Here is a 25,240-nt window from a genome sequence, read left to right as displayed (position 1 = left end):
GTATTCGGAGTTATTCCATGCGTAGCCCGCTGATCGCCGCCACCCTTGGCCTGCTGTTGTTGGCCGACGTTGCCCAGGCGCAAACCCTGGTGGCCACCAGTAACATCATTGTTCGCGCCTCTGGCCGTACCATTGATTTCACCTCGGACACCACCACCTCCATCCGCGACTCGAAAGTCGTGCGTGAAGCCCATGATGACGCCGCCAGCTTCGTCGCCACCCATGGCGAAATCCGTGGCGCCCAGTTGGAAGCCGCCTTCGACACCCTGCGGACCCGTGTGCCTGAAGCCCGCGATGCCAGTGACCAGACTCTCGCCGAAGCTATCCTCGCTCTGTGAGGCGCCTGGTCGCCTGGCTCCTGGCCGGGACTGTGCTGCTGTGTGCGGGCGCAGCCCAGGCCAGCCTGCAACTGCGGCTCAAGACCGATGGGTTGAGCCCGGCCGAACAGCAGGCCAGCCAGGCATTGCTCGATGAAGCGATGCGGTCGTTACCACCGCGATTTATCGAGCAACTGGACCGTACAATCGACGTCGGCTGGACCGACAAGATGCCCGAAAACGCCTACGGCCAGGCTTCCCTGGTGTCCGAACTGGACCTCAACCGCAACTTGCTTGCGAGCCTGACCGACGGCAGCGCCGCCAGCCGGCAAACCAACCGCCCCCACGGCACCGTGCGCCGGGAAATGCTCGCCACCGTCCTGCATGAACTGACCCACATCTATGACCGTGCGCGATTATGGTCCAAGGGCGACCGCGCGCTGATCCAGCGTTGCAGCCGCCAGAACAACGTCACCGGCCTGATCGGCCTGCCCGACCAATGCCGTGGCCAGAACGACCGACGTTTCACCCTCAGTGACGACCCCCGCCTGCTGGACCTTGCCGGTTGGCCGCAATATGTCGGCCGCCGTGGTGAACGCGAACAGCACAACCGCCAGGTCGTGCGTAGCCCGGATATCTACGAAACCACCAGCCCACTGGAATTCGTGGCGGTCAACATGGAGTACTTCCTCCTCGACCCAAGCTACGCCTGCCGTCGCCCCTCGCTGTTCCGCTATTACCAGGAACACTTCGGCTGGGCCCCACCCCAACAGGACGCCTGCGAAAAGAGCTACGCGTTTCTCAATGCCGGTAACGATTTCGCCAAGACTCCGCTGGGCCACGTCGACCCGGAGCGGGTCTACGAAATTGACTACCTGCTCGCCGAAGCCAACCAGAACCTGGTGAGCCGCTGGGGCCACAGCATGCTGCGCCTGGTGATCTGCGCGCCCGGCCGCCCGCGCGGCCCGGATTGCCGGTTGGATCTGGACCAGCACCTGGTACTGTCTTACCGCGCCTTTGTCGGTGATGTGCAGCTGTCGAGTTGGGACGGCCTGGTCGGCAAATACCCGTCACGGTTGTTCGTACTGCCGTTGGCCCAGGTCATCGACGAATACACCAAGACCGAACTGCGCGGCCTGGCTTCCGTGCCGCTGAAGCTGACGCGCCAAGAGATCAACGACACCGTCGAGCACGCTGCCGAAATGCACTGGAGCTATGACGGCAACTACTTCTTCATTTCCAACAACTGCGCGGTCGAAAGCCTGAAGTTGTTGCGCAGCGGCAGCGCCAACCCGCAGCTGACAGGGCTGGACAACATCACGCCCAATGGCCTGCTGGAAGTGCTGCAAGCCCGAGGCCTGGCGGATACCAGCGTATTGAATGACAAACGCGAGGCGCTGCGCCTGGGGTATCACTTCGATTCCTTCCGCGAACGCTACCAGGCGATGTTCGATGTGCTGCGCAAGCACTTGCCGATCAAACAGACCCAGGTTGAAGACTGGCTGTCCCTCAGCGCCGAAGAACGCCGCCAATGGTTTGGCCAGGCCGACCTGCGCACCAGCGCCGCGCTGTTGCTGTTGGAGCAGGCGAGCTTTCGCAAACAGCTGATGCTGGCCCAGGACGAAGTCAAACAACGCTACCTCGGTGCCCGCGAGCTGAAAAACGGCGGCATGGAGAAGGCCAACGCCACGCTGCAACAGATTCTCGCCAACAGCGGCTTCCTCAGCCGCCCGGCGGAATTGCTCGGCAGCGGCGGCTACGGCCTGCCCCAACCGTCGGAAGCCAAGCGCCTGGAATCGGAAAGCGCCGAGCGCCAGAAGCAGCTGCAATCCCTCACTGGCGAGCTGGATAAAGAGGTAAGGGCGCTGCTCGAACCCTCCCGTGCCGCCGAAATTGCCGCCTGCGAAGCCAACCTGAAACAGGTGGGCGAACACCTGCGCAAACTGCACAAAGCCGCAGGTGGCTTGGAGCTGCCCTGATTTTTCTGACAGAAAAGCGGAAAAACCTCTCATCATCTGATTGGCCAGCGAAAGCTGGCTGAAAGCTTCCCCGTCTAGGATCGCCCCCACTACCGGCAATAGACCGGATGTTTACAACAACAATGGTGATCCTGATGTCCGCTACTACCCGCCTGCATGCCCCAACTCCCCCCGTACGCACCGTGCCTTTCGTACTGCGCTGATCCCAACTGGTCCGCCATTCCCTAGCTGCGCTACGCCTGGAGTATTCCTATGCTGACTTTCCTTGGCTTTGCCATGGTCATCACGTTCATGTTCCTGATCATGACCAAGCGCCTGTCGGCGCTGATCGCGCTGATCATCGTGCCCATCCTGTTCGCGCTGTTCGGCGGTTTCGCACCGAAGATCGGCCCGATGATGCTCGAAGGCATCACCAAGCTTGCGCCGACCGGCGTGATGCTGATGTTCGCCATCCTCTACTTTGCCCTGATGATCGACTCCGGCCTGTTCGACCCGGCCGTGCGCAAGATCCTCAAAATGGTCAAGGGCGACCCGCTGAAAGTCTCGGTCGGCACCGCCGTGCTGGCCCTGGTGGTTTCCCTCGACGGTGACGGCGCCACCACCTACATGATCTGCGTGGCCGCCATGCTGCCGCTGTACAAGCGCATCGGCATGAGCCCGCGGATCATGGCCGGCCTGATCATCCTCGCCGGTGGCGTGATGAACATGACCCCTTGGGGTGGCCCGACCGCTCGCGCCGCCAGTGCGCTGCATGTGGACCCGTCGGACATCTTCGTACCGATGATCCCGGCCATGGCCGCGGGTGTGGTAGCGATCCTGGCGATTGCCTACATGTACGGCAAGCGCGAACGGGCTCGCCTGGGTGAATTGCACCTGCAGGGCGACGAGATCGACCACAGCGAAATCAGCGTCTCGCAATTTCCGGATGCCCGTCGTCCGAAACTGATCTGGTTCAACGGCGCGCTGACGCTGGCGCTGATGTGCACCCTGATCGCCGGCCTGTTGCCGCTGCCGGTGCTGTTCATGGTGGCGTTCAGTATCGCGATGATCGTCAACTACCCGTGCCTGCAAATGCAGAAAGACCGTGTCGCCGCCCACGCAGGCAGCGTACTGGCAGTGGTCGGGCTGATCTTCGCCGCCGGTATCTTCACCGGCATCCTGTCGGGCACCGGCATGGTCGATGCCATGTCCAAGAGCCTGCTGGCGGTGATCCCTGACGTGCTGGGCCCGTACCTGGCCGTGATCACCGCGCTGGTGAGCATGCCGTTTACCTTCTTCATGTCCAACGATGCGTTCTACTACGGCGTACTGCCAGTACTCGCCGAAGCCGCCAGCCACTACGGCATCACCGCTGTGGAAATGGCCCGCGCGTCCATCGTCGGCCAACCCGTGCATTTGCTCAGCCCGCTGGTACCCTCTACCTACCTGCTGGTAGCCCTGGCTGGTATCGAATTCGGCGATCACCAGCGCTTCACCCTGAAGTGGGCAGTGCTGGTATGCCTGTGCATAATGTTCGCCGCATTGCTGATGGGGATTTTTCCGCTGTTCAGCACTCTATAATCGTACCAACTCAACCGCGCGGCGCTGCAGCTTGCGCGGTTTAACACTTGCTCAAAGGAATACACATGGAATGGCTGACCAATCCGGAAATCTGGATTGCCTTCTTCACCCTGACGGCCCTCGAGATCGTCCTGGGCATCGATAACATCATCATGATTTCGATCCTGGTCAGCCGCATGCCCAAGCATATGCAGGCGCGCACCCGGATCTTCGGCCTGGCGCTGGCCATGGTCACGCGCATCCTGCTGCTGTTGTCGATCACCTGGGTCATGCAACTGACCGCCGATCTGTTCGTGGTCTTCGGCCAGGGCATCTCCGGCCGTGACTTGATCCTGTTCTTCGGCGGCCTGTTCCTGCTGTGGAAAAGCTCCCAGGAGATGTACCACGCTCTGGAAGGTGAGGACGAAACCCAGGACGAGCCGAAGGGCGCGGGTGGCAAGTTCATCTACACCATCATCCAGATCGCGATCATCGACATCGTGTTCTCCCTGGACTCGGTGATCACCGCCGTCGGCATGGTCTCCCATGTGCCGGTGATGGTTGCAGCGATTGTGGTCGCGGTACTGGTGATGATGCTGGCGGCCGGCACCATCAGCGAATTCATCGACAAGCACCCGTCGCTGAAAATGCTGGCACTGTCGTTCCTGCTGGTGGTGGGTACGGTGCTGATCGCCGAATCCTTCGATGTGCACGTGCCAAAAGGCTACGTCTACTTCGCCATGGCGTTCTCGCTGGCGGTCGAAGCGGTGAACATCAAGATGCGTACTGCCATCGCGAAAAAGAAGAAACAGCAGGATCCTGTGAAACTGCGCAAGGACATTCCGGGTCAATAACCTTGGCCCGCTGCTGAAATGGGGCGTTCGCGCCCCATTTTTTCATCTGCAAAAAACTGATTTCATGACAGTTTTGTTTCAATCCCGACTTTAGCTATGCGATGCTGGCGCAGAGCCCATTCGCCAACTACAGCTTAAGTACAAGACGTAGAACAGCACGCGGCAATTCTCATTGGCTCTTTCTGGAGCACACCCACACGGGGGGCCGAGCATGCTGACCTTGCTCAATCTGCTTTCCGCCGTGACCCTGCTTATCTGGGGCACGCACATCGTCCGTACCGGCATCTTGCGGGTCTACGGCTCCAACTTGCGCCAAGTCATCGGGCAGAACATGTCCAAGCGCTGGCTCGCATTTGTCGCCGGTATTCTGGTGACTGCCATGGTGCAGAGCAGCAACGCCACCGCGATGCTGGTGACATCCTTTGTTGGCCAAGGCCTGATGGGCCTGGTGCCTGCCCTCGCGACCATGCTCGGCGCCGATGTCGGTACGGCGCTGATGGCCCGGGTCCTGACGTTCGACCTGTCCTGGCTGTCGCCGCTGCTGATCTTCCTCGGGGTGATCTTCTTCCTGTCGCGCAAACAGACGCGGGCAGGGCAGTTGGGTCGCGTAGGCATTGGCCTCGGGCTGATCATCCTTGCCCTGCAGTTGATCGTCGAAGCCGCCGGTCCGATCACGCACGCCCAAGGTGTGAAAGTGCTCTTTGCGTCGCTGACCGGCGACATCCTCCTCGACGCCCTGGTCGGCGCCTTGTTCGCGATGATCTCCTACTCCAGCCTGGCCGCCGTGCTGTTGACCGCTACCCTGGCCGGCGCCGGCGTGATCGGGCTGCACGTGGCCATAGGCCTGGTGATCGGCGCCAACATCGGCAGCGGCGTGCTGGCCTTCCTCAGCACCAGCATGCAGAACGCGGCCGGTCGGCAAGTGGCGCTGGGCAGCTTGCTGTACAAACTGATTGGCTTGCTGCTGATTATCCCCGTGCTCGACCCGCTCGTCGGCTGGATGGACGGCTTGGACTACAGCACCCAAGGCATGGTCATTACCTTCCACCTGCTCTACAACGTCAGCCGCTGCCTGATCCTGCTGCCCACCATCGGGCCGATGGCACGCCTGTGCGCGTGGCTGCTGCCGGAACAAGCAGAGACCAACGGCAAAGCCAAGCCGCGCCACCTCGACCTCGCCGCCCTGGCCACACCGAGCCTGGCACTGGCCAACGCTGCGCGGGAAACCCTGCGCCTGGGCGACCTGATCGACAATATGCTGACTGCCATGCTGGAAGTGCTGCGCGGCAAGCAGACCGCTATCACCCAGGAAATGCGCAGCCTCAGCGACGACGTCGAATCGCTCTACAGCGCGATCAAGCTTTACCTGGCGCAAATGCCCCGCGAGGACCTTGGCGAACAAGACAGCCGGCGCTGGGCGGAGATCATCGAGTTGTCGATCAACCTGAAACTCGCCGGCGACCTGATCGAACGCATGCTGCGCAAAGTCCAGCAGCAGAAAACCTCCCAGCGCCGCCAGTTTTCGGAAACCGGCCTGGAGGAACTCGCCGGCCTGCATACCCAATTGATTGCCAACCTGCGCCTGGGCTTGTCGGTGTTCCTCAGCGCCGACCCGGAAAGCGCCCGCCAACTGCTGCGCGAGAAGCGCCGCTTCCGCGCGCAGGAACGCCGTTTGGCCCACGCTCATGTCAGCCGCCTGCAGCGCAAAATCGTACAGAGCCTGGAGACCAGTTCCCTGCACCTGGAGCTGATTGCCGACATGAAACGCTTGAACTCGTTGTTTTGCAGCAGTGCTTATGTAGTGTTGGAAACGTCTGACACCGGCGCGCTCTCCGCCGAAGATATTGCCGACATCACGCATTCGCCCTGAACGGATGATGGCCCGCGAAGTCAGTTAAAGCTGACCTCACTCGCCAGGAAGCCAGTTATGCGTCGCCTGTTATTCGCTTGCCTGCTCATGGGCTCCGCCCATGCCTTCGCCTTTGACCGCTTGCAAGTCGAGGGCTACACCTTGCCCAATGGCCTGCAATTGCTGCTCAAACCGGGCACCGAGCGCGGGCACGTGGCGATCCGCCTGGTGGTGGGCGTAGGCCTGGATGACTTCAGTTGCGAAGACAAGGAACTGCCGCACCTGCTTGAACACTTGCTGTTCAGCGGCATCGACGGCGGCGGCGAAGGCGAGCTCGAAGACCGCATGCAAACCCTGGGCGGCGAGTGGAACGCCTACACCAGCAATGCCGACACCACCTTTGTGATCGAGGCGCCCGCGCGAAACCAGCGCAAGGTGCTGGACCTGTTGCTGGCGATCATCACCCGCACCGAGCTCACCGACGCCAATATCAATGCGGCCAAGCAGGTGGTCGAGCGCGAAGACGGCGGCCATTACTCACACCTGCAACGTCTGCTCGACCGTCAGGACCTGGGCCACACCGCCAGTAACCAGCTGGCCGTCGAGCTGGGGCTCAAATGCGCCGAGCGCGCCGAGGTCGATCAGCTGACCCGCAACCAGTTGGAGACGCTGCGCAAAAACTGGTACGCCCCCAACAACATGACCCTGATCATCGTCGGCGACCTCGACAAACTGCTGCCGGCCTACCTGGAACGCACCTATGGCCAACTCGAACCGGTCGAGCCCAGCGAGCACCCGGCGCTGCCGGACATACAGCGTGCCGCCGCCAGCCATCGCGAGCTGATCCACGGCTGGGTCGGCAACAGCGCCAAGCTGCACTGGCTGTTCCCCGAGCCGGTACTGGATGACCAGCATGATGAAACCTATGATCTGCTCAAGGACTACCTCGACTGGGCGCTGTACCGCCAACTGCGCCTCAAGCACGGTTTGTCCTACGGGCCATGGAGCGAACGCGAAGTGCTCGGCGGCGTTGGTTTCCTCAGCCTGAATGCCGATCTTGAGCGGGAAAACCTTCCCGAAGCCGAACAGGTGTTGCAGGACCTCAAGGCGCAGCTGCTCAAGAATGGCCTCGACCCCAGCGTATTTACTCGCCTGCAGCAAGCCGCCATCGCCCGCCAAGCCTGGGCCGTGCAGGGCAACAGCGCGTTGGCCGACTATTATTGGAGCGCCTCGGGCGACTACAACGAGGGCCACTTCAGCGACCCGGTCAAACGCATCAAGGCCGTCACCCTGGCCCAGACAGACCAGGCCATGCGCGAGGTGTTCAAGCAGCCGGGTTACTGGCGCATCGAAAAACCGCTGTTGAGTTACGACAGTCTGAGCTGGATCGGCGCCGCCCTGCTCGGGTTGATCGCCTTTGTGTTGATCGGGGTGCGGGCTTATCGCAAACGGGTCGCGTAATGAGGCACCGAACCCTGGGCTGAGACGTTATTCTGTCTGGGATTTTTTCCTACAAAGACTGCGAATTGCCGAATGCCAAACTTGACCCGCGTTATCCAGCGCATCCTCGAACTGATGAAGCGCTACCCAGGGGTGATCGCACTCGGCGGGTTTATCTCCGGTGTGTGCAGTTTTATCCTGGTGGATCGCCAGCAGGGCATGGCCAGCTGGATCGCGGTGATCATGCTGGTGAGCTGGCTGTGGCTGATGCTGGAAAACAGCTTTACCCAGCTGTTCACCAAAGTCTTCAAACGCGAAATACCCGAACCGTTACTGCGCTATGCCACCCAGATGATCCACCAGGAAAGTCTGTTTTTTGTGTTGCCATTCTTTTTCGTCACCACCGCCTGGAATAGCGGCCAATCGGTGTTCACCGGCCTGCTTGGCGCCGCCGCTCTGGTGTCGATCACCGACCCGCTGTACTACAAATGGCTGGCGCCCAAGCGCTCACTGTTCCTCGCGCTGCACACCCTGACTTTATTCGCCGCGTTGCTCACCGCGCTGCCGATCATCCTGCACCTGACCACCGCCGAAAGTTACAAACTCGCCCTCGGCGTGGCCATGGCGTTGTCGATTCCAAGCCTGGCGGTCAGCATGCCGCTGCGCAGCCTCAAAGGCTGGGCGATGTTGCTGGGGGTCACGGCCGCGATTGGGTGCGCCGGCTGGTTCCTGCGCAGTTGGGTACCACCGGCCACGTTGTGGATGACCGAAGTGGCGATCAGCACCCAGCTGCAAGACCGCACGCCAGGTGATGACCTCAAACAAGTGACCTCCGCCCAACTGCGCAGCGGCGGGCTGTACGCCTACACTGCGATCAACGCTCCGCGTGGGCTGGATGAGCGGATCTACCATGTGTGGAAATTCAACGGCAAAGAGGTCGACCGCATCGCACTGGACATCCACGGCGGGCGCGACGAAGGTTATCGCGCGTGGACGCACAAGCAGAACTTCCCACCGGACGCGGTAGGCCGCTGGCAAGTGAGGGTGCTGACCGAAGACGGCCAAGTGATCGGCGTGCTGCGCTTCAAAGTCGTGGATACAGCACAAACCGACAACCCAAAGTAGGTTGGTTCGTGCTATTACGTAGGAATTGTGGATAGCCAGACAAGCTCGGAGCTTATGACCAGTAGTACGACGGCCGGCGCAGCCCATCTCGATACGTCTACCGTTCCTCCGTTACTCAGGATTACGGGGGACTGGACGCTTGCCCACTATGCGGGCCTGAAAAAACTGTCGGACAAGCTTGATGGCCAGTACGACGCCGGCGCGCGCATCGACCTCAACGGCCTCGGCGCCCTGGACACCGCCGGCGCCTCGCTGCTGGTTGAACTGCTGGGGCCTGAGCGTATCGAGCAGTCCGCCGAACAGACCGATTGCAGCCTGTCCCCCGCCGACCGTGCGCTGCTCAAGACTGTCTACCGTTCCCTCAACGATTTTTGCGTACCCGATAAAGCTCCCGATGAGGCCGCCGGCATCCAGCTGCTCGCGCGCATCGGCGGCGCGGTGAATACGGTCTGGCAGGACAGCAAGAAATTGCTGGGCTTTATCGGCCTGATCCTCGAAACCTTCGCCCGTGGCATCTTCCGCCCCAAACGCTGGCGCCTGACGCCGATGGTCGCGCATATCGAACAGACCGGCCTCGACGCCGCGCCAATCGTCGCCTTGCTGACTTTCCTGGTGGGCGCAGTGGTGGCTTTCCTCGGCGCCACGGTCCTGAAAAGCTTTGGTGCGACGATTTTCACCGTGGACTTGGTGGCATTCTCTTTCCTGCGTGAGTTTGGCGTATTGCTCACCGCAATCCTGATTGCCGGCCGCACGGCCAGTGCCTTTACCGCACAAATCGGCTCGATGAAAGCCAACGAAGAAATCGACGCCATCCGCACCCTGGGCCTCGACCCGATGGAGCTTTTGGTGTTGCCACGGGTAATGGCACTGCTGGTGTCCCTGCCGATGCTGACCTTTCTGGCGATGCTCTCGGGGATCGTCGGCGGCGGTGTGGTGTGTGCCGTGGCCCTGGATATTTCGCCGGCGATGTTCCTCTCGCTGCTGCAGTCGGACATTGGCGTGCAGCACTTCCTGGTGGGCATGGTGAAGGCGCCGATCTTCGCTTTCCTGATCGCCGCCATTGGTTGCCTGGAAGGTTTCAAGGTCAGCGGCAGCGCTGAATCGGTCGGCGCCCACACCACCTCCAGTGTGGTGCAATCGATCTTTGTGGTGATCGTATTGGACGCAGTCGCCGCGCTGTTTTTCATGGAGATGGGTTGGTGAGCCGTCTACACCGTGCGCCTGCTGAGGCGGTGATCGAAGTGCGTGGCCTGTGCAATCGCTTTGGCACACAGAGCGTGCACGAGAATCTCGACCTGGATTTGTACAAGGGCGAGATCCTCGCAGTAGTCGGCGGCTCCGGCAGTGGCAAGTCGGTGCTGTTGCGCAGCATTGTCGGCCTGCGCCGGCCCAGCGCGGGTGAGGTGCGGGTGTTTGGGAAAAACCTGCCGAACCTGCCGGAACATGAACGCTCACTGGTGGAGCGGCGCTTCGGCGTGCTGTTCCAGAAAGGCGCGCTGTTTTCCTCGCTGACGGTGACCGAGAACGTCGCGCTGCCGCTGATCGAACACGCCGGCCTCAGCCGTCGCGATGCCGAGCACTTGGCGGCGGTCAAGCTCGCGCTGGCGGGGTTGCCGTTGTCGGCAGCCGACAAGTACCCGGCTTCGCTGTCCGGCGGCATGATCAAGCGCGCCGCACTCGCACGCGCATTGGCGCTCGACCCGGATATCCTGTTTCTCGACGAACCCACCGCCGGCCTCGACCCGATTGGCGCGGCGCAATTCGACCAACTGATCCTGACCCTGCGCGATGCGCTGGGCCTGAGCGTGTTTTTAGTCACCCATGACCTCGACACGCTGTACACCATCACCGACCGCGTGGCGGTGCTGGCGCAGAAGAAAGTGCTGGTGGCCGATGCCATCGATGTCGTCTCGGAAACCGAAGACGCCTGGATTCACGAATACTTCCACGGCCCCCGGGGCCGCGCGGCATTGGCTGCCGCTCAACCGCTCAACGAGGTATGACATGGAAACCCGAGCCCATCATGTGATGATCGGTCTGTTCAGCGTGATCGTGGTAGTCGGCGCGATGCTGTTTGGCCTGTGGTTGGCCAAGTCCAGCGTCGACAGCGCCTTCCAGGACTACGAAGTAATCTTCAACGAGGCGGTCAGTGGCCTGTCCCAGGGCAGCTCGGTGCAGTACAGCGGGATCAAAGTGGGCGATGTGATCAGCCTGCGCCTGGACCCCAAAGATCCGCGCCGCGTACTCGCGCGGATTCGCCTGGCCGGGCAGACGCCGATCAAGGAAGACACCCAGGCCAAACTGGCACTGACCGGCATCACCGGCACCTCGATCATCCAGCTCAGCGGCGGCACACCGCAAAGCCCGGAGCTCAAGGGCAAGGACGGCAACCTGCCGGAAATCATCGCCTCGCCATCACCGATCGCCCGGCTGCTGAATAACAGCGACGACCTGATGACCAGCATCAACCTGCTGCTGCATAACGCCAACCACATGTTCTCCTCGGAGAACGTCGACCGCCTGAGTAAAACCCTGGACAACCTGCAGCAAACCACCGGATCCATCGCCGACCAACGCGGCGATATCAAGGTGGTGATGCAGCAACTGATGCAGGTGAGCAAACAGGCCAGCGCCGCCCTTGAGCAAACCACCACGCTGATGCGCAACGCCAACGGCTTGCTCAACGACCAGGGCAAACAGGCCTTCGGCAGTGCCGAGCAGGCAATGAAATCCCTTGAGCAAAGCACCGCGACCATCAATACCTTGCTGACCCACAACAAGGATTCGGTGAACAGCGGCTTGCAAGGCCTCAACGAACTGGCGCCGGCCGTGCGCGAACTGCGCGAAACCCTCGGTTCGCTGCGCGCCATCTCCCGCCGCCTGGAAGCCAACCCCAGCGGTTACCTGCTGGGCAGCGACAAGAACAAGGAGTTCACGCCATGAAGCGTGCTTATCAAATGATCGCCCCGGTGGCGCTGGTGCTCGTCAGCGCCTGCTCGATCCTGCCCAAGGCCGACCCTTCGGATGTGTATCGCCTGGCGTCGACCCAGGCGCCCCAGACGACCCACCAGGCTACGCCGGTGACGTGGTCACTGCGTGTGAATAAGCCGCAGACCAGCGAGTTTCTCGACAGCCCGCGCATTGCCGTGGTGCCCAATGGCGACCTGATCAGCAGTTACGCCCAATCACGCTGGAGCGATCCGACGCCGGTGCTGCTGCGTAATCGGTTTATGGACGGCTTCCAGCGCGATGGCCGAGTGACGCTGCTGAGTACCGATGACACCAACTTGCAATCCGACTATGAACTGGGTGGGCAGTTGCAGGCGTTTCAGAGCGAGTACCGTGGCAGCGCGGTGGAGGTGGTGATTCGCCTGGACGCGCGCCTGGTGCGTGGCAGTGATCAGCGGATTATTGCCAGCCGCCGCTTTGAGATTCACCAGCCGGTGAGCGATACCAAGGTCCCGGCGGTGGTCGCCGGGTTTGGGCAGGCGGGGGACCAATTGAATAAGCAGGTGGTGGATTGGGTGGTGCAGCAGGGCAATGCTGCTGTGAAACCCTGATGGCCCCTTCGCGGGCAAGCCCGCTCCCACACTTGACCGCGTTTATCCTGACGAAATGCGTTCGAATGTGGGAGCTGGCTTGCCTGCGATAGCGGTGTCAGCCTCAGCCAAAGAACCAGTAGCACACCGCAATCGCCGCCACCACACCGGCCAATTCCGCCAACAACGCACAACCCACCGCATGCCGCGCGCGCTGGATGCCCACCGAGCCGAAGTACACCGCCAGCACATAGAAGGTGGTTTCGGTACTGCCCTGGATCGTCGCCGCCACCAGTGCCGGGAAGCTATCCACACCCTGGGTTTGCATGGTCTCAATCAGCATCGCCCGCGCGGCGCTGCCGGAGAACGGCTTGACCATCGCGGTCGGCAAGGCATCCACAAAGCGCGTGTCCATGCCGGTCCAGGCCACCAGATGGCGAATCCCTTCCAGGCCGAAATCCAATGCGCCGGAGGCGCGTAGCACACCCACCGCACAGAGCATCGCCACCAGGTACGGCAGCAGGTTCTTGGCGACGTCAAAGCCTTCTTTGGCCCCTTCGACAAACGCCTCGTAGACCTTGACCTTGCGCAACGCGCCGATCACCAGGAACAACATGATCAGGCCAAACAGCGTGAGGTTGCCGAGGATCGACGACAGCCCGGCCAGCGCCGTGGCGGACAAGGTCGCCAGCAGCGCCATGAAGCCACCCAGCACCAGCGCACCAGGAATCAGATAGGCCAGCACCACCGGGTCCCACAGCCGCAGGCGCTGCATCACCGCTACAGACAGCAGGCCCACCAGAGTCGACGCGCTGGTCGCCAGCAGGATCGGCAAAAACACCAGGGTCGGGTCAGCGGCGCCTTGCTGGGCGCGATACATGAAGATGGTCACCGGCAACAGCGTGAGCGACGACGCGTTGAGCACCAGGAACAGAATCTGCGCGTTGCTCGCGGTGTTGGGGATAGGGTTGAGTTCCTGCAGCGCCTTCATGGCTTTGAGGCCGATCGGCGTCGCAGCGTTGTCCAGACCCAAGCCGTTGGCGGCGAAGTTGAGCGTGATCAAGCCGATGGCAGGGTGGCCCGCCGGCACTTCCGGCATCAGCCGCCGAAACAGTGGGCCGAGCGCCTTGGCCAGCCAATCGACAATCCCGGCCTGTTCGGCGATGCGCAGAAAACCCAGCCAAAACGTCAGCGTGCCGAACAGCAGCACCATGACTTCCACCGATAATTTGGCCATGGCGAAAATGCTTTCCACCATCGCCGCAAAAATCCCGGCGTTACCGCCCACCAGCCATTGCGCCAGTGCTGACACCATTGCCACGACAAAAAAGCCAAGCCACAGGCCATTGAGCATCAGTTAAATCCCCCGAAAGATGGGCGAATGATAGCGGGGCTGACAGAAACGACAAACCCCGGATTTTCCGGGGTTTGTGTAGGAAGACGTATGTAATCAGCCGCGACTTGTTTCACCTACCGGCAGCACTTGCTTGCTGCGCCAGTGTGGCAGGGAGTTCCAGTAGCGTTCGCCCTTGGCATCGTCGTACATGCCTTCCCAGCGGGAGATGACCAACACCGCCAGCGCGTTGCCGATCACGTTGAGTGCGGTACGCGCCATGTCCATGATGCGGTCGACACCGGCAATGAACGCCAGACCTTCCAGCGGAATGCCCACGCTGCCCAGCGTGGCCAGCAGCACCACAAAGGACACACCCGGCACACCGGCGATACCTTTCGAGGTGACCATCAGGGTCAGCACCAGCATCAGTTGCTGGCCGATCGACAGGTCGATGCCATACAACTGCGCGATAAAGATCGCGGCGATGCTCTGGTACAGGGTCGAGCCGTCGAGGTTGAACGAGTAACCCGTCGGCACCACGAAGCTGCAAATGGCTTTGGGCGCACCGTAGGCTTCCATCTTCTCGATCACGCGCGGCAGCACGGTCTCGGAACTGGCGGTGGAGTAGGCCAGCACCAGCTCATCCTTGAAGATGCGCATCAGCTTGATCACCGAGAAGCCGAACAGGCGGGCGATCAGGCCGAGGATCACAAAGGCGAAGAACAGGATGGCCACGTAAACCAGGATCACCAGCTTGGCCAGCGGCAGCAAGGAGGCGAAGCCGAAGTTGGCGACGGTCACCGCGATCAGCGCGAATACACCGATCGGGGCGTACTTCATGATCATGTGAGTGACTTTGAACATGCTCTCGGACACGCCCTGGAACATGGTCACCAGGGGTTCACGCAGCTCAGGCTTGAGGCTCGACAAGCCCAGGCCGAACAGCACGGAGAAGAAGATGATCGGCAGCATTTCGCCACGGGCAACGGCGGCGAAGATGTTCGACGGGATCAGGTTGAGGATGGTCTCGATGAACGCATGCTCATGCTGCACTTCAGCAGCGGTGGCGGTGTACTTGGAGATGTCGACCGTACCCAGGGTACTCATGTCGATACCGGCGCCGGGGTGGAACAGGTTGGCCAGCAACAGGCCGACCACAATGGCGATGGTGGTGACCACTTCGAAGTAAAGGATGGTTTTGACGCCGATACGCCCAAGCTTTTTCGCGTCACCGACCCCGGCAATGCCGACGATCAGCGAGGAAATAACAATCGGGATCACGATCATCTTGATCAGGCGGATAAAGATATCGCCCGCTGGCTGCAATACATTGCTGATCCACCAGGCCTTTTCAGCACTGAAATGGTTGAGCACTGCACCGATTGCGATCCCCAGCACCAAACCGATGAGGATCTGCCAGGCGAGGCTTAGCTTTGCCTTCTTCATGTCATTACCCTTACTTCAAGTGAACTTAAGGCAAATGCGCCAGCTGGAACGCTCGAAAGCGAAAAAGTGTGTGCATCTGCCTCCATGGAAGGTCACCGCCGCGTGGCCGAAATGGCTTACTGGCAGGCGAAAAAAGGCGCAACTATTCCCATGCAAGAGTTCGACGTCTAATGCCGTAAACGCCTACCCTATGCCGAATCGGCATGGCGATTTTGCATAATAACTGTCCGAACGGTCAGTTCAAATGCGACATATTGTCCGGTGAATATGCCGTGAACCGGCCAATTCAGGCTCGCGCAGGGTTTCAGCACGACTACCGGAGGTTGGCAAAAAGACTGCAAAGTCAGGGGGCTAACGTCAGAAATGTCCTATCGCGCAGATAGGAGTTTATCGATAGATGGTCGCGCAGAAATAACCGGTAATGATTGGTCATGAGCGAAAACGGAATTCGCGGCTATGAGAGGTATGTATGAGAGGTATGACAGAAGGGAATTGCATAATAAGCCCGCCGCAAGTTCAGCAAGCTTGAGGACTTGTGAACTTGCGTCGCAGCTTTTCGCCTGACCCGGCCCTTACGCAGGCACTCCCTGTACCCGTAGGTCACGCCGATCCCAATTGATCAGAGCAACCCGGCCCCCTGGTCATGCATCGCCCTTGGCGAGCGCTGCAGACAGAAAGAAGCGAGGGGCTTCTTCCTATGGACGCTGGTCTTGTCGGCGACGGACGCGCCAGACAAAACCTAGTACCAATTCGGATCTTTCTTCAGCTGCTCCATCAGCAATTTCTGCATGCCTTCATCCGGCTTACCGATAAAACGGTAATCGGCATGTCGTGTAGGAGACTTATCCGCCGGTAGGCCGGCCGGCACTTCCACCAACATGGCGTAGGCATCGTCCTTGTCGAGGCTGAAGGCAACGATCAGGCGCTTGTTCAGGCACGTATCCGCTGTTTCGCAGAGTGGCCCCACCAAATACTTGTCGCCATCTTCTTCCACCGCATTCATTTGTTCGGCCGTGCCTGACAGGTTCATTACCCATTCAGGCAGCCGCTCTTCTTTCTTCACCACGCCTTGCCAGGTCTCGCGGTATTGCGGATCCGCGCTGAGCAATTCGTTGGCCCGGGATTGGCCGTCATTGGCGGCCATCGCCAAGCCGCTGCCGCCCAGTAGCAGGGCGGCAACCATGGCTTTAAAGGAAGTGGTCATGTTCAGCCTCGGCCACGACGACCAAAGAAGAACGAAGCGATAAACATCACCAGGAAGACCACGAAGAGAATCTTGGCGATACCCGTAGCGGTGCCGGCGATACCACCGAAGCCCAAGACTGCAGCCACAATGGCGATGATCAGAAATGTGATTGCCCAACTCAACATGGTGATTCTCCTTAAGCTTCTTTATGAGGTAACTGCTGTAGCTTCTTTATGAGGTAACTGCTGTCATGCCGTACGTACGCTCAACACAAGCGGCCGACGTTCTTGCTTAAAACACCCAACGCTCTTGAGTGGGTAGCTCGCCCAGGGTCGAATCCTGGTCAGCTACTCGCATCTGCGGGGCGGTTACATCAGCGGAACGGCTGCCGATGGAACTGAAATGGGTCTGCGTCATAACCTGACGTTCAAATTGCGGGATTTGCTGCTGACTCTGCTGCCAATGTTGAAACTGCTGGCCTGCAATCAGCGTGACCATAAGAGCCAGGCTGGCAAACATGCCTTGTTGCAAGCGCAGTGGCGATACACGCAATTGGCTGAGGCTTTGGCGAGTCATGCTGCTTTTCTCCCGCATTCTGATTATTCGTTGAGATAGCTATTGCAGAGCGCATGCCAGCTTTTTTACAAATTAATATCCTTTAAAATCAATTAGTTAAATAATTGCGCTAGGGCATTCGCCTAGCATCCTGCACGATGCCCCCCTGGACGCCGTGCGAAATGCACGATGGTCAGTGGTCGGGTCAGTGGATAGAAAGCGTGGATCGCGTTGCCGAAGTGGCAAGACGGCATGAAAACGCCATCAGACGGGGCTTTGCAGGACGCCTTACAGATACCTGCACGACGCTGCCTTTTATCGATCAGAATAAACCATGCAACTTGCCCGATTATTCCGGGACTAAACACCATCATTCATAGTTAAGGAGCGCGGGACAGATGGAATCAGCCAAGGAACTTCAAGGCCGTATTCTTTTAGTGGACGACGAATCCGCGATCCTCCGCACCTTCCGTTATTGCCTGGAAGATGAAGGCTATACCGTAGCCACTGCCAACAGCGCCGCTCAGGCCGATGCCCTGATGCAGCGTCAGGTGTTCGACCTGTGCTTCCTGGACCTGCGCCTGGGCGAAGACAATGGCCTGGATGTATTGGCGCAGATGCGCATTCAGGCGCCTTGGATGCGTGTAGTGATCGTGACCGCCCACTCGGCTGTCGACACCGCCGTAGACGCCATCCAGGCCGGCGCTGCTGATTACCTGGTAAAACCCTGCAGCCCCGACCAATTGCGCCTGGCCACCGCCAAGCAATTGGAAGTGCGCCAACTCTCCGCGCGCCTGGAAGCCTTGGAGGGCGCGGTGCGCCAGCCCAAAGACGGCCTCGATTCCCATAGTCCGTCGATGATGGTGGTGTTGGAAACCGCACGCCAAGTCGCCAATACGGACGCCAACATTCTGATCCTCGGCGAATCCGGCACCGGTAAAGGTGAACTGGCCCGGGCGATTCACGGTTGGAGCAAGCGCTCGAAGAAGTCCTGCGTCACTATCAACTGCCCGTCGCTCACCGCAGAGTTGATGGAGAGCGAGCTGTTCGGCCATAGCCGCGGCGCTTTCACCGGCGCCAGCGAAAGCACACTCGGTCGCGTCAACCAGGCGGATGGCGGCACGCTGTTTCTTGACGAAATCGGCGACTTTCCACTCACCTTGCAGCCAAAGTTGCTGCGTTTCATCCAGGACAAGGAGTACGAGCGCGTGGGCGACCCGGTCACCCGTCGCGCCGATGTGCGCATCCTTGCAGCCACCAACCTGAACCTGGAAGACATGGTGCGCGACGGCCGCTTCCGTGAAGATTTGCTCTACCGCCTCAACGTGATCACCTTGCACCTGCCGCCCCTGCGCGAGCGCAGCGAGGACATCCTGACCCTGGCCGACCGCTTCCTGGCGCGTTTCGTCAAGGAATACGCCCGGCCGGCACGCGGTTTCAGCGATGATGCCCGCGAGGCGCTACTGAACTATCGCTGGCCAGGCAATATCCGCGAACTGCGCAACGTCGTGGAACGCGCCAGCATTATCTGCCCGCAGGAAAAAGTCGAAATCAGTCACTTGGGCATGGCCGAACAACCGACCAACAACGCCCCGCGTATTGGCGCGGCGCTGAGCCTGGACGAACTGGAAAAAGCGCATATCGGCGCCGTCCTGGCCACCAGCGATACCCTGGACCAGGCCGCTCGCACCCTTGGCATTGACGCGTCGACCCTGTACCGCAAACGCAAACAGTACAACCTGTGAGCTGTACCCTATGAAGCTAGCGATGAAGCTGCGCACTCGATTGTTCCTGAGTATCTCAGCACTGATCACCGTCGCGCTGCTGGGTTTGATCCTGGGACTGGTGAGTGTCATGCAAATGGCCAAGACCCAGGAATCCCTGATCCGCAGCAACTTCATTACCCTGGACCTCGGGCTCAAGCTGCGCCAAAACCTGGGTGACCAACTGATCATGATGCTCGAGGAGCGTCCTGACCCGCAGGCGTTGCAAGCCTCGAAGCAGCGCTACTTCGAACTGCTGGATCAGGGCATCGCCCATGAACAGAACGATGGCCATGGGACGAGTTTCAGCCAGGCCCGAATGCAGTATCAGGCGCTGCTGGAGGCATTTGATGAGTCCCAACAAGCCGTGCCGCCGCCAGGAACCAAGGAGAGACTCACCGACACCTTCAACCAGTTGCGCAACGGCTTGATCGAAGAGCACAAGCAGGCGCTGCAAAACATCAGCAACAGCGAACACAAATCCCGCGAACGTGCCTTGCTGATCGCCGGATTGCTGGGGCTGGTGGGCCTTGCGGTTCTGATTATCGGGTTCGTGACTGCCCATGGGATCGCGCGCCGGTTTGGCGGGCCGATCGAAGCATTGGCCAAGGCGGCGGACAAGATCGGGCAGGGCGATTTCGAAGTGACGCTGCCGATTTCTTCGGCGGCCGAGATGAATCAGCTGACCCGCCGCTTCGGCATCATGGCCGAGGCCTTGCGCCAGCACCAGGCAACCAATGTCGATGAGCTGCTGGCCGGCCAGCAGCGTCTGCAGGCTGTGCTCGACAGTATCGATGACGGCTTGCTGATGATCGATCGCCAGGGCCGCCTGGAACACCTCAACCCCGTCGCGCAACGTCAATTGGGCTGGGACGAAGAACGCCTCGGCCAGGGCCTGGGCGAGGCGCTGGTGCGTCCGGAGCTGGATGAACAGCTGCAACTGGTGCTGCGTGGCGGCAACCTGGAGCGGGCGCCAGACGACCTGGAAGTGGAAGTCGAAGGTGAGCTGCGCCTGCTGACCTACAGCCTGACACCCGTCAGCCATACCCAGGGGCATATCCTCGGTGCCGTGATGGTGCTGCATGATGTGACCGAGCAACGCGCCTTCGAGCGGGTCCGCAGCGAGTTCGTGTTACGCGCCTCCCATGAGCTGCGTACGCCGGTGACCGGCATGCACATGGCATTCGGGCTGTTCCGCGAGCGCGCGAAATTTCCCGCAGACTCCCGTGAAGCGGACCTGCTGGATACGGTCAATGAAGAAATGCAGCGCTTGATGCAGTTGATCAACGACTTGCTCAACTTCTCGCGCTATCAGAACGGCCTGCAGAAACTGACCCTGGGGCCGTGCGATGTCATCGACCTGCTCGAGCACGCGCGCGCGCGCTTCGTCGAGGTGGCAAACGTACAACAGGTTGAATTGCTGGTGGAGGCCCAAGCAGACCTGCCGCGGCTGTATGCAGACCAGGCACAACTGGAGCGGGTGCTCGACAATTTGCTCGGCAACGCCCTGCGCCATACGGCCGAAGGCGGGCAAATCCGCCTGCAGGCGCGTCGGCATGGCGAACGGGTGATCATCAGCGTCGAGGACAACGGCGAAGGTATCGCCTATGGGCAGCAGGGGCGCATCTTCGAGCCCTTCGTGCAGGTGGGCCGCAAGAAAGGCGGCGCCGGCCTTGGGCTGGCGCTGTGCAAGGAAATCGTGCAATTGCACGGCGGCCGCATGGGCGTGTATTCGCGGCCGGGGCAGGGCACTCAGTTCTACATGGCGTTGCCGCTTTAAGGCTTAACGCCGATTCAATGCACGCAGGATCGCGGCAGTTTCAGCATCCGGCGCGCCATCAAACCGCGACGGTCGGAAATGCATCTGGAACGCCGCAACCACATGACGCGTGCCCACATCCAGCTCGCCGGTCTGCGGGGTCTGGTAGCCCAGGTGCGCCAGCTCTTCCTGAAACCAGGTGATGCTCGGTAGCTCAGCAGCATATTGCACCTGGAACCGTGCCACCGCCTGCGCATCCGGCCACAGGCCCAAGCCTTCATCCGCCAGGCGCTTCCAGGGAAACAACGGGCCTGGGTCCAGCTTACGCAATGGCGCAATATCGCTGTGGCCGATGATGTTTTTCGGGTCGATGCCGTTGCGCATGCTGATGTCTTTGAGCAACAGCACCAGCGATTGCACCTGTGCCTCCGAGTACGGATACCACAGGCGGCCGGTCGGTGTGTCCGTGTAGCCGGGGTTCACAATTTCGATACCAATCGAGCTGGAGTTGAGCCAGGTACGGCCCATCCATTCGCTCTCGCCGGCATGCCACGCGCGCTGGCTCTCATCGACCAGCTTGTAGATTTTGCCGGAGGCATCGTCGCCGATCAGGTAATGGCTGCTGACCTGGCCGTGGGTGAGCAGGGCCAGGGAGCGCTCAAGGTTGGTCGAGGTGTAGTGGACGACCACGAACTGCACACGGTTGTCGTGGTTGACCGACGGATGGCTGGTGTCCAGGCGAGGGCCGCTGGCGCAGCCCGCCAGCAGAAGAAACACAAAAGCGACGTACAAGGATTTCATGGCAGAAGACATTACGCTGGAGAAGATAATGCAACAGTGTAACGTACCCTTTGTGGCCTGACGGTCAAATTACAAAATGGAACATTTTTCACGCCGCCTGCACTTGGTTGCGTCCCGCTGCCTTGGCTCGATACAGCGCCGCATCAGCCCGTTTGAGCGCGAGGTCACTGCGCTCGCCCGGCTGGAACTGCGCAACACCCATGGACACGGTGATCGTCACTGGCTCGCCCTTGAAGTGAAACGGGCACACCTCAATCGCCGAACGCAACACTTCACCGGCCGCCAGCGCATCCGCCAGTGACGAATCAGGCATCACTAACACAAACTCTTCGCCACCAAACCGCGCGATAAAGTCATTCGGGCGCAGGCGCTTACGCAGCACGCTGGCGATGATCTTCAGCACCTTGTCGCCAGCCAGATGGCCATAGCCATCGTTGATGCGCTTGAAGTGGTCCAGGTCGAGCATCGCCAGCGATAGGCTGTTGCCGCGCTGGTGCCAGAGGTTGACCTCTTGATCGAGCCGCTCGCTCCAAGCCGCGCGGTTGGGCAGGCCAGTCAGCGGATCGATCAGGGCTTTCTGACGTTGCACCTCCAGATGCTCACGGTAGCCCTGGGCCTCCTGCTCCATATTCGCGACCCGCTCGGCCAAGCCCTTCAGGCGCTCAGCCACTTCGTGCTCGCGCTGGTCACGTTGTTGCTGGTGTTCGTCCATGGTGCCGAGCAAGCCTTCGAGGTGGCTTTCCAGCACTTGTTTGAGGCTGTCCAGGTCGGCGGCTTCCTGCACACTGCTTTGCAGGCCGTCGACCTGTTCGCGGATCTGCGTATCCAGCTCACGCGCAGCGGAACGACTGTCGGCATGCCCATCGCTGGCGACTTGCAAGTGCCCTTGAAATGCTTCGAGACGCTCATTGAGCTGCTTGAGGTAAGCCTCGAACTCATGCTGACCGCTGTCGGTGATCGCCAGCATCAATACCGCCAGATCATCGAGGATCGGCAGCAGTTCGTACCAGTTCAAGCCATGGGCCAGACGTTCGCGCATGGCTTCGGCCTGGGGCCGGTGGCGCTCGGGAAGGCTGAGGTCTTCCAGCAGACCGAGCAAGGTGCTTTCGATGTGCTTGGCTACGGAGCTGTAGGACGGCTCCGGCGAATCTGGCAATGAGTAGGCACCGTCCGATTGCAGTTCGTCGGGGTCAGGCTCTTCAGGCTCCAGCACAGGAGGCAGGGACAGGCTGCCGATGGCCGTTTGATCCGGCGTATCAACCTGAGCCGGCGGCGCTTCGATAAACGCCGCAAGAGCGCTCTCGGGCGCCTCCTCCTCTTCGGCTAGAGGTTCGGGCTCTTTGGTTTCGGTAACGACTATGGCGGCTTCAACCGGCGCCGTTTGCGCCGGGGCTTCGTAGACAAATGTTTCACTGGTGGCCTCGACAATGCGGGCCGGCGCGGCGGGCTCCGTTGCTGCGCGCTCGGGCGTCGGCGCAACGGCTTCTTGAGGCTGTGGCGCGAAGGCGCGCAAGGCTTGCGTCAGCTCTTCGGATTGCTCGGGCTCAACCGGCTCGGCGGCAGGCTTGGCCGCAACCGGTTGCGCTTGGGGGCTGGGCGTGGGCTCGCTGGCCACTGCCTCATTCGTAACATCCTTGCCACCAAACAGGCGTTGCAAAAGCCCTGGCCCAGGGCGCGGGGTTTCGCCGTCCGGCTCCAGGTTATCCAGCGCCTGGCCCTGCAGGCTGCTCAATTCGCTGAGCAACAAGGGGATTTCGCGGGCCTGGCTGACGCGCCCATCCAACTGCTTGGCAAAGGTTTTCAGCGGGCGTGCGACTTCACGCGGCAGTGGCAGCTTTTGCAATTGAGCGACCAGAGAGGTCAGCGCGGTACTGATCTGATCGACTCGGGTTTCACGGCGCTGCTCCGAATCCAGCACGGCCTTTTCCAGGCGCGGCAGCAGAGCAGCGAGTGCCGCGTCCATATCATCGGTGCGGACAACGTCGCGCATTTCCTTCATGCACTGGTCGACGGCGCGGTCGGTGCCTTCAGCGGCCAGCGTGCTGCGCACCAGCCCGCGGCGCAGCAGGTCGAGGCGGGCAGCCCAACGGCGTTCGAGCTTGTCTTGTTGCTCGATGCTTTTAAGGTATTTCTCTTTCCAGCGCTGGGCGTCGTCGCTCATGCAAGGGGTCCGCGAGGGCCGGGGCTCAACGCGGGTAATGCATCAGCCGTGAGCGAACCCGGCAGACGAATCTCTACCGCGACGGGCAGGTGATCGGAAATGGGCTGCGCCAGTACCTTCACACTTTCCAGGGTGAGGGTCGGGCTGAGCAGGATATGGTCAAGACAGCGTTGTGGTCGCCAGCTGGGAAACGTGGCTTCGACTTGTGGCGCCAATAGCCCGAGGTCGCGCAACGGAGAATTCTGCAGCAGGTCATTGGCATGGGTGTTCATGTCCCCCATCAACACCTGGTGTTTGTAGTTGCCGATCAATTCCCGGATGTAGGCCAGTTGCATGGTGCGGGTACGGGCACCCAGCGCCAGATGCATCATCACCACCACCAAGGCTTCCGGGCCTTCGCCAAAGCGCACGAGGATCGCCCCGCGCCCCTTGGGGCCGGGCAAGGGGTGATCTTCGATTGCCGTGGGTTTCAAGCGGCTGAGCACGCCATTGCTGTGCTGCGCCAGGCGCCCGAGGTTGCGATTGAGTTGCTGATACCAATAGGGGAAGGCCCCCAGTTGGGCCAGGTGTTCCACTTGGTTGATGTAGCCGGAGCGCATGCTGCCGCCGTCGGCCTCCTGCAGGGCGACCAGGTCAAAATCGTTCAGCAGGTTGCCGATTTTCTGCAAGTTACCGGCGCGCCCGTTGTGCGGCAGCAAATGCTGCCAGCCACGGGTGAGGTAGTGTCGGTACTTCTCGGTACTGATGCCCACCTGGATATTGAAGCTGAGCAGGCGCAAGCGGCTGTCTGCCGGCAGGCCAGTGGATTCCAGGTGATGTTCGTTGACCCGCGGGTCATGCAAGCCAACGACGCGTTCAGTGCCCCAGCGGCGCATGATAAAGGCCCCCCTACTTGGCTGCGCGCTCTTTGGCGATCAGCTGGTCGGCCACATTGAGGGTCGCTTCAGGACCACCCGTAGTGCCCAGGTCGAAACGGTATTTGCCGTTGACGATCATGGTCGGTACGCCTTGCACGCCGTACTTTTGCGCCAGTTCTTTAGCCTGTTTGATCTGGCCTTGGATAGCGAACGAGTTGAAGGTGGCCAGGAACTTGTCCTTGTCGACACCTTGGGTGGCAACGAAGTCAGCCATTTCGTCAGGCTTGGTCAGGCGCTTGCCTTGTTTCTGGATTGCGTCAAAGACCGCGTTGTGCACTTTGTGCTCCACACCCATGGCTTCGAGGGTCAGGAACAGTTGGCCGTGTGCATCCCAAGGGCCGCCGAACATGGCCGGGATGCGCTTGAAGTTGACGTCGGACGGGAGTTTTTCGACCCAAGGATTGATGGTCGGCTCAAAAGCGTAGCAATGCGGGCAGCCATACCAGAACAGCTCCACCACTTCGATCTTGCCGGGTACCGAGACTGCAACCGGGTTAGCCAATTCGACGTAGGTTTTACCGGCTTCAAGCGGCACATCGGCAGCTTGTGCAGTCATGCCGAAGAGGCTGGCAGTGACGAGAGCGGCGCTGAGGATCAGATTACGCATGCTTTACTCCTGGACAAATAAAGTCGCCTCACGCGACCTTTGTTGTGACAGGTCTACGCGGGCATGA

At 60.7% G+C, this 25,240-nt stretch carries 22 protein-coding genes; 13 read left to right on the top strand and 9 right to left on the bottom strand.

Annotation, left to right across the window (positions count from 1 at the left end; all coding sequences use genetic code 11):
- Positions 1 to 17: 17 nt before the first annotated feature.
- The 11 genes from WBR57_RS19950 (at position 18) to WBR57_RS19900 (ending at position 12,663) form a co-directional block, all read left to right on the top strand.
- Positions 18 to 338, top strand: coding sequence for a DUF2388 domain-containing protein (locus tag WBR57_RS19950; RefSeq protein WP_424085870.1), 321 nt, complete (start codon positions 18 to 20; stop codon positions 336 to 338).
- Positions 335 to 2,296: a DUF4105 domain-containing protein gene (locus WBR57_RS19945; RefSeq protein WP_424085868.1), complete on the top strand. Its 1,962-nt coding sequence runs from the start codon at positions 335 to 337 to the stop codon at positions 2,294 to 2,296. Before WBR57_RS19950 ends, WBR57_RS19945 begins: the two co-directional genes overlap by 4 nt.
- A 252-nt stretch (positions 2,297 to 2,548) precedes the next feature.
- On the top strand, positions 2,549 to 3,856 hold the full coding sequence (locus WBR57_RS19940; protein ID WP_424085866.1) for a CitMHS family transporter: 1,308 nt from the start codon (positions 2,549 to 2,551) through the stop codon (positions 3,854 to 3,856).
- A 65-nt stretch (positions 3,857 to 3,921) separates the two neighbouring features.
- Positions 3,922 to 4,689 carry a TerC family protein gene (locus WBR57_RS19935; RefSeq protein WP_003187403.1) on the top strand — a complete coding sequence of 256 codons (768 nt, stop codon included), beginning with the start codon at positions 3,922 to 3,924 and terminating at the stop codon, positions 4,687 to 4,689.
- 211 nt (positions 4,690 to 4,900) lie between these two features.
- Positions 4,901 to 6,559: a Na/Pi cotransporter family protein gene (locus WBR57_RS19930; protein WP_424085863.1), complete on the top strand. Its 1,659-nt coding sequence runs from the start codon at positions 4,901 to 4,903 to the stop codon at positions 6,557 to 6,559.
- A 57-nt stretch (positions 6,560 to 6,616) separates the two neighbouring features.
- A complete protein-coding gene (locus WBR57_RS19925; protein WP_424085861.1) occupies positions 6,617 to 7,999 on the top strand; it encodes a M16 family metallopeptidase in 1,383 nt (460 codons plus the stop codon).
- 72 nt (positions 8,000 to 8,071) lie between these two features.
- Entirely contained in the window at positions 8,072 to 9,103 is a 1,032-nt protein-coding gene (locus tag WBR57_RS19920) for a DUF5924 family protein (protein ID WP_424085859.1), read from the top strand.
- 54 nt (positions 9,104 to 9,157) lie between these two features.
- On the top strand, positions 9,158 to 10,306 hold the full coding sequence (locus tag WBR57_RS19915) for an MlaE family lipid ABC transporter permease subunit (protein ID WP_424085857.1): 1,149 nt from the start codon (positions 9,158 to 9,160) through the stop codon (positions 10,304 to 10,306).
- Positions 10,303 to 11,106, top strand: a complete 804-nt coding sequence (locus tag WBR57_RS19910) for an ABC transporter ATP-binding protein (RefSeq protein WP_424085856.1) — start codon at positions 10,303 to 10,305, stop codon at positions 11,104 to 11,106. Before WBR57_RS19915 ends, WBR57_RS19910 begins: the two co-directional genes overlap by 4 nt.
- 1 nt (position 11,107) lies before the next feature.
- Positions 11,108 to 12,046, top strand: a complete 939-nt coding sequence (locus WBR57_RS19905) for an MlaD family protein (protein WP_424085854.1) — start codon at positions 11,108 to 11,110, stop codon at positions 12,044 to 12,046.
- A complete protein-coding gene (locus WBR57_RS19900; protein WP_424085852.1) occupies positions 12,043 to 12,663 on the top strand; it encodes an ABC-type transport auxiliary lipoprotein family protein in 621 nt (206 codons plus the stop codon). The genes WBR57_RS19905 and WBR57_RS19900 overlap by 4 nt, the downstream gene beginning before the upstream one ends.
- A 103-nt stretch (positions 12,664 to 12,766) precedes the next feature.
- Here the strand turns inward: WBR57_RS19900 and WBR57_RS19895 are convergent, their stop codons facing one another.
- From WBR57_RS19895 to WBR57_RS19875, 5 genes are all read right to left on the bottom strand, one after another.
- A complete protein-coding gene (locus WBR57_RS19895; protein ID WP_424085850.1) occupies positions 12,767 to 13,996 on the bottom strand; it encodes a nucleoside recognition domain-containing protein in 1,230 nt (409 codons plus the stop codon).
- Between the two features lie 96 nt (positions 13,997 to 14,092).
- A complete protein-coding gene (gene gltP / locus WBR57_RS19890; RefSeq protein WP_424085848.1) occupies positions 14,093 to 15,424 on the bottom strand; it encodes a glutamate/aspartate:proton symporter GltP in 1,332 nt (443 codons plus the stop codon).
- 739 nt (positions 15,425 to 16,163) lie between these two features.
- Positions 16,164 to 16,628 (bottom strand): inhibitor of vertebrate lysozyme family protein, encoded by a 465-nt coding sequence (locus WBR57_RS19885; RefSeq protein WP_122541292.1) that lies wholly within the window; start codon positions 16,626 to 16,628, stop codon positions 16,164 to 16,166.
- Positions 16,629 to 16,630: 2 nt separating this feature from the next.
- Positions 16,631 to 16,795 (bottom strand): DUF1328 domain-containing protein, encoded by a 165-nt coding sequence (locus WBR57_RS19880; protein WP_003170804.1) that lies wholly within the window; start codon positions 16,793 to 16,795, stop codon positions 16,631 to 16,633.
- A gap of 106 nt (positions 16,796 to 16,901) precedes the next feature.
- A complete protein-coding gene (locus WBR57_RS19875) occupies positions 16,902 to 17,186 on the bottom strand; it encodes a hypothetical protein (protein ID WP_424085891.1) in 285 nt (94 codons plus the stop codon).
- Between the two features lie 377 nt (positions 17,187 to 17,563).
- Here WBR57_RS19875 and algB point away from each other — a divergent pair, with 377 nt between their 5' ends.
- Both algB and WBR57_RS19865 read left to right on the top strand, forming a co-directional pair.
- Positions 17,564 to 18,910: a sigma-54-dependent response regulator transcription factor AlgB gene (gene algB, locus WBR57_RS19870; protein WP_122541290.1), complete on the top strand. Its 1,347-nt coding sequence runs from the start codon at positions 17,564 to 17,566 to the stop codon at positions 18,908 to 18,910.
- Between the two features lie 10 nt (positions 18,911 to 18,920).
- Positions 18,921 to 20,708 carry an ATP-binding protein gene (locus WBR57_RS19865; RefSeq protein ID WP_424085845.1) on the top strand — a complete coding sequence of 596 codons (1,788 nt, stop codon included), beginning with the start codon at positions 18,921 to 18,923 and terminating at the stop codon, positions 20,706 to 20,708.
- Between the two features lie 3 nt (positions 20,709 to 20,711).
- Here the strand turns inward: WBR57_RS19865 and WBR57_RS19860 are convergent, their stop codons facing one another.
- From WBR57_RS19860 to dsbA, 4 genes are all read right to left on the bottom strand, one after another.
- Positions 20,712 to 21,488 carry an N-acetylmuramoyl-L-alanine amidase gene (locus tag WBR57_RS19860; protein ID WP_424085843.1) on the bottom strand — a complete coding sequence of 259 codons (777 nt, stop codon included), beginning with the start codon at positions 21,486 to 21,488 and terminating at the stop codon, positions 20,712 to 20,714.
- Positions 21,489 to 21,576: 88 nt separating this feature from the next.
- Complete coding sequence (locus tag WBR57_RS19855; protein ID WP_424085841.1) at positions 21,577 to 23,649, bottom strand: diguanylate cyclase; 2,073 nt, start codon at positions 23,647 to 23,649, stop codon at positions 21,577 to 21,579.
- The gene (locus WBR57_RS19850; protein ID WP_424085889.1) at positions 23,646 to 24,527 is read right to left on the bottom strand and encodes an endonuclease/exonuclease/phosphatase family protein; all 882 of its coding nucleotides are present in this window, start codon (positions 24,525 to 24,527) and stop codon (positions 23,646 to 23,648) included. Before WBR57_RS19850 ends, WBR57_RS19855 begins: the two co-directional genes overlap by 4 nt.
- Positions 24,528 to 24,537: 10 nt before the next feature.
- Positions 24,538 to 25,173, bottom strand: a complete 636-nt coding sequence (gene dsbA / locus WBR57_RS19845; RefSeq protein WP_424085839.1) for a thiol:disulfide interchange protein DsbA — start codon at positions 25,171 to 25,173, stop codon at positions 24,538 to 24,540.
- Between the last annotated feature and the right edge of the window lie 67 nt (positions 25,174 to 25,240).

It is taken from the genome of Pseudomonas sp. (genome assembly GCF_049590575.1).
GTDB lineage: Bacteria > Pseudomonadota > Gammaproteobacteria > Pseudomonadales > Pseudomonadaceae > Aquipseudomonas.
Note: the sequence above shows the minus strand (reverse complement) of the source record. Positions and strands in the feature narration are given on the sequence as shown.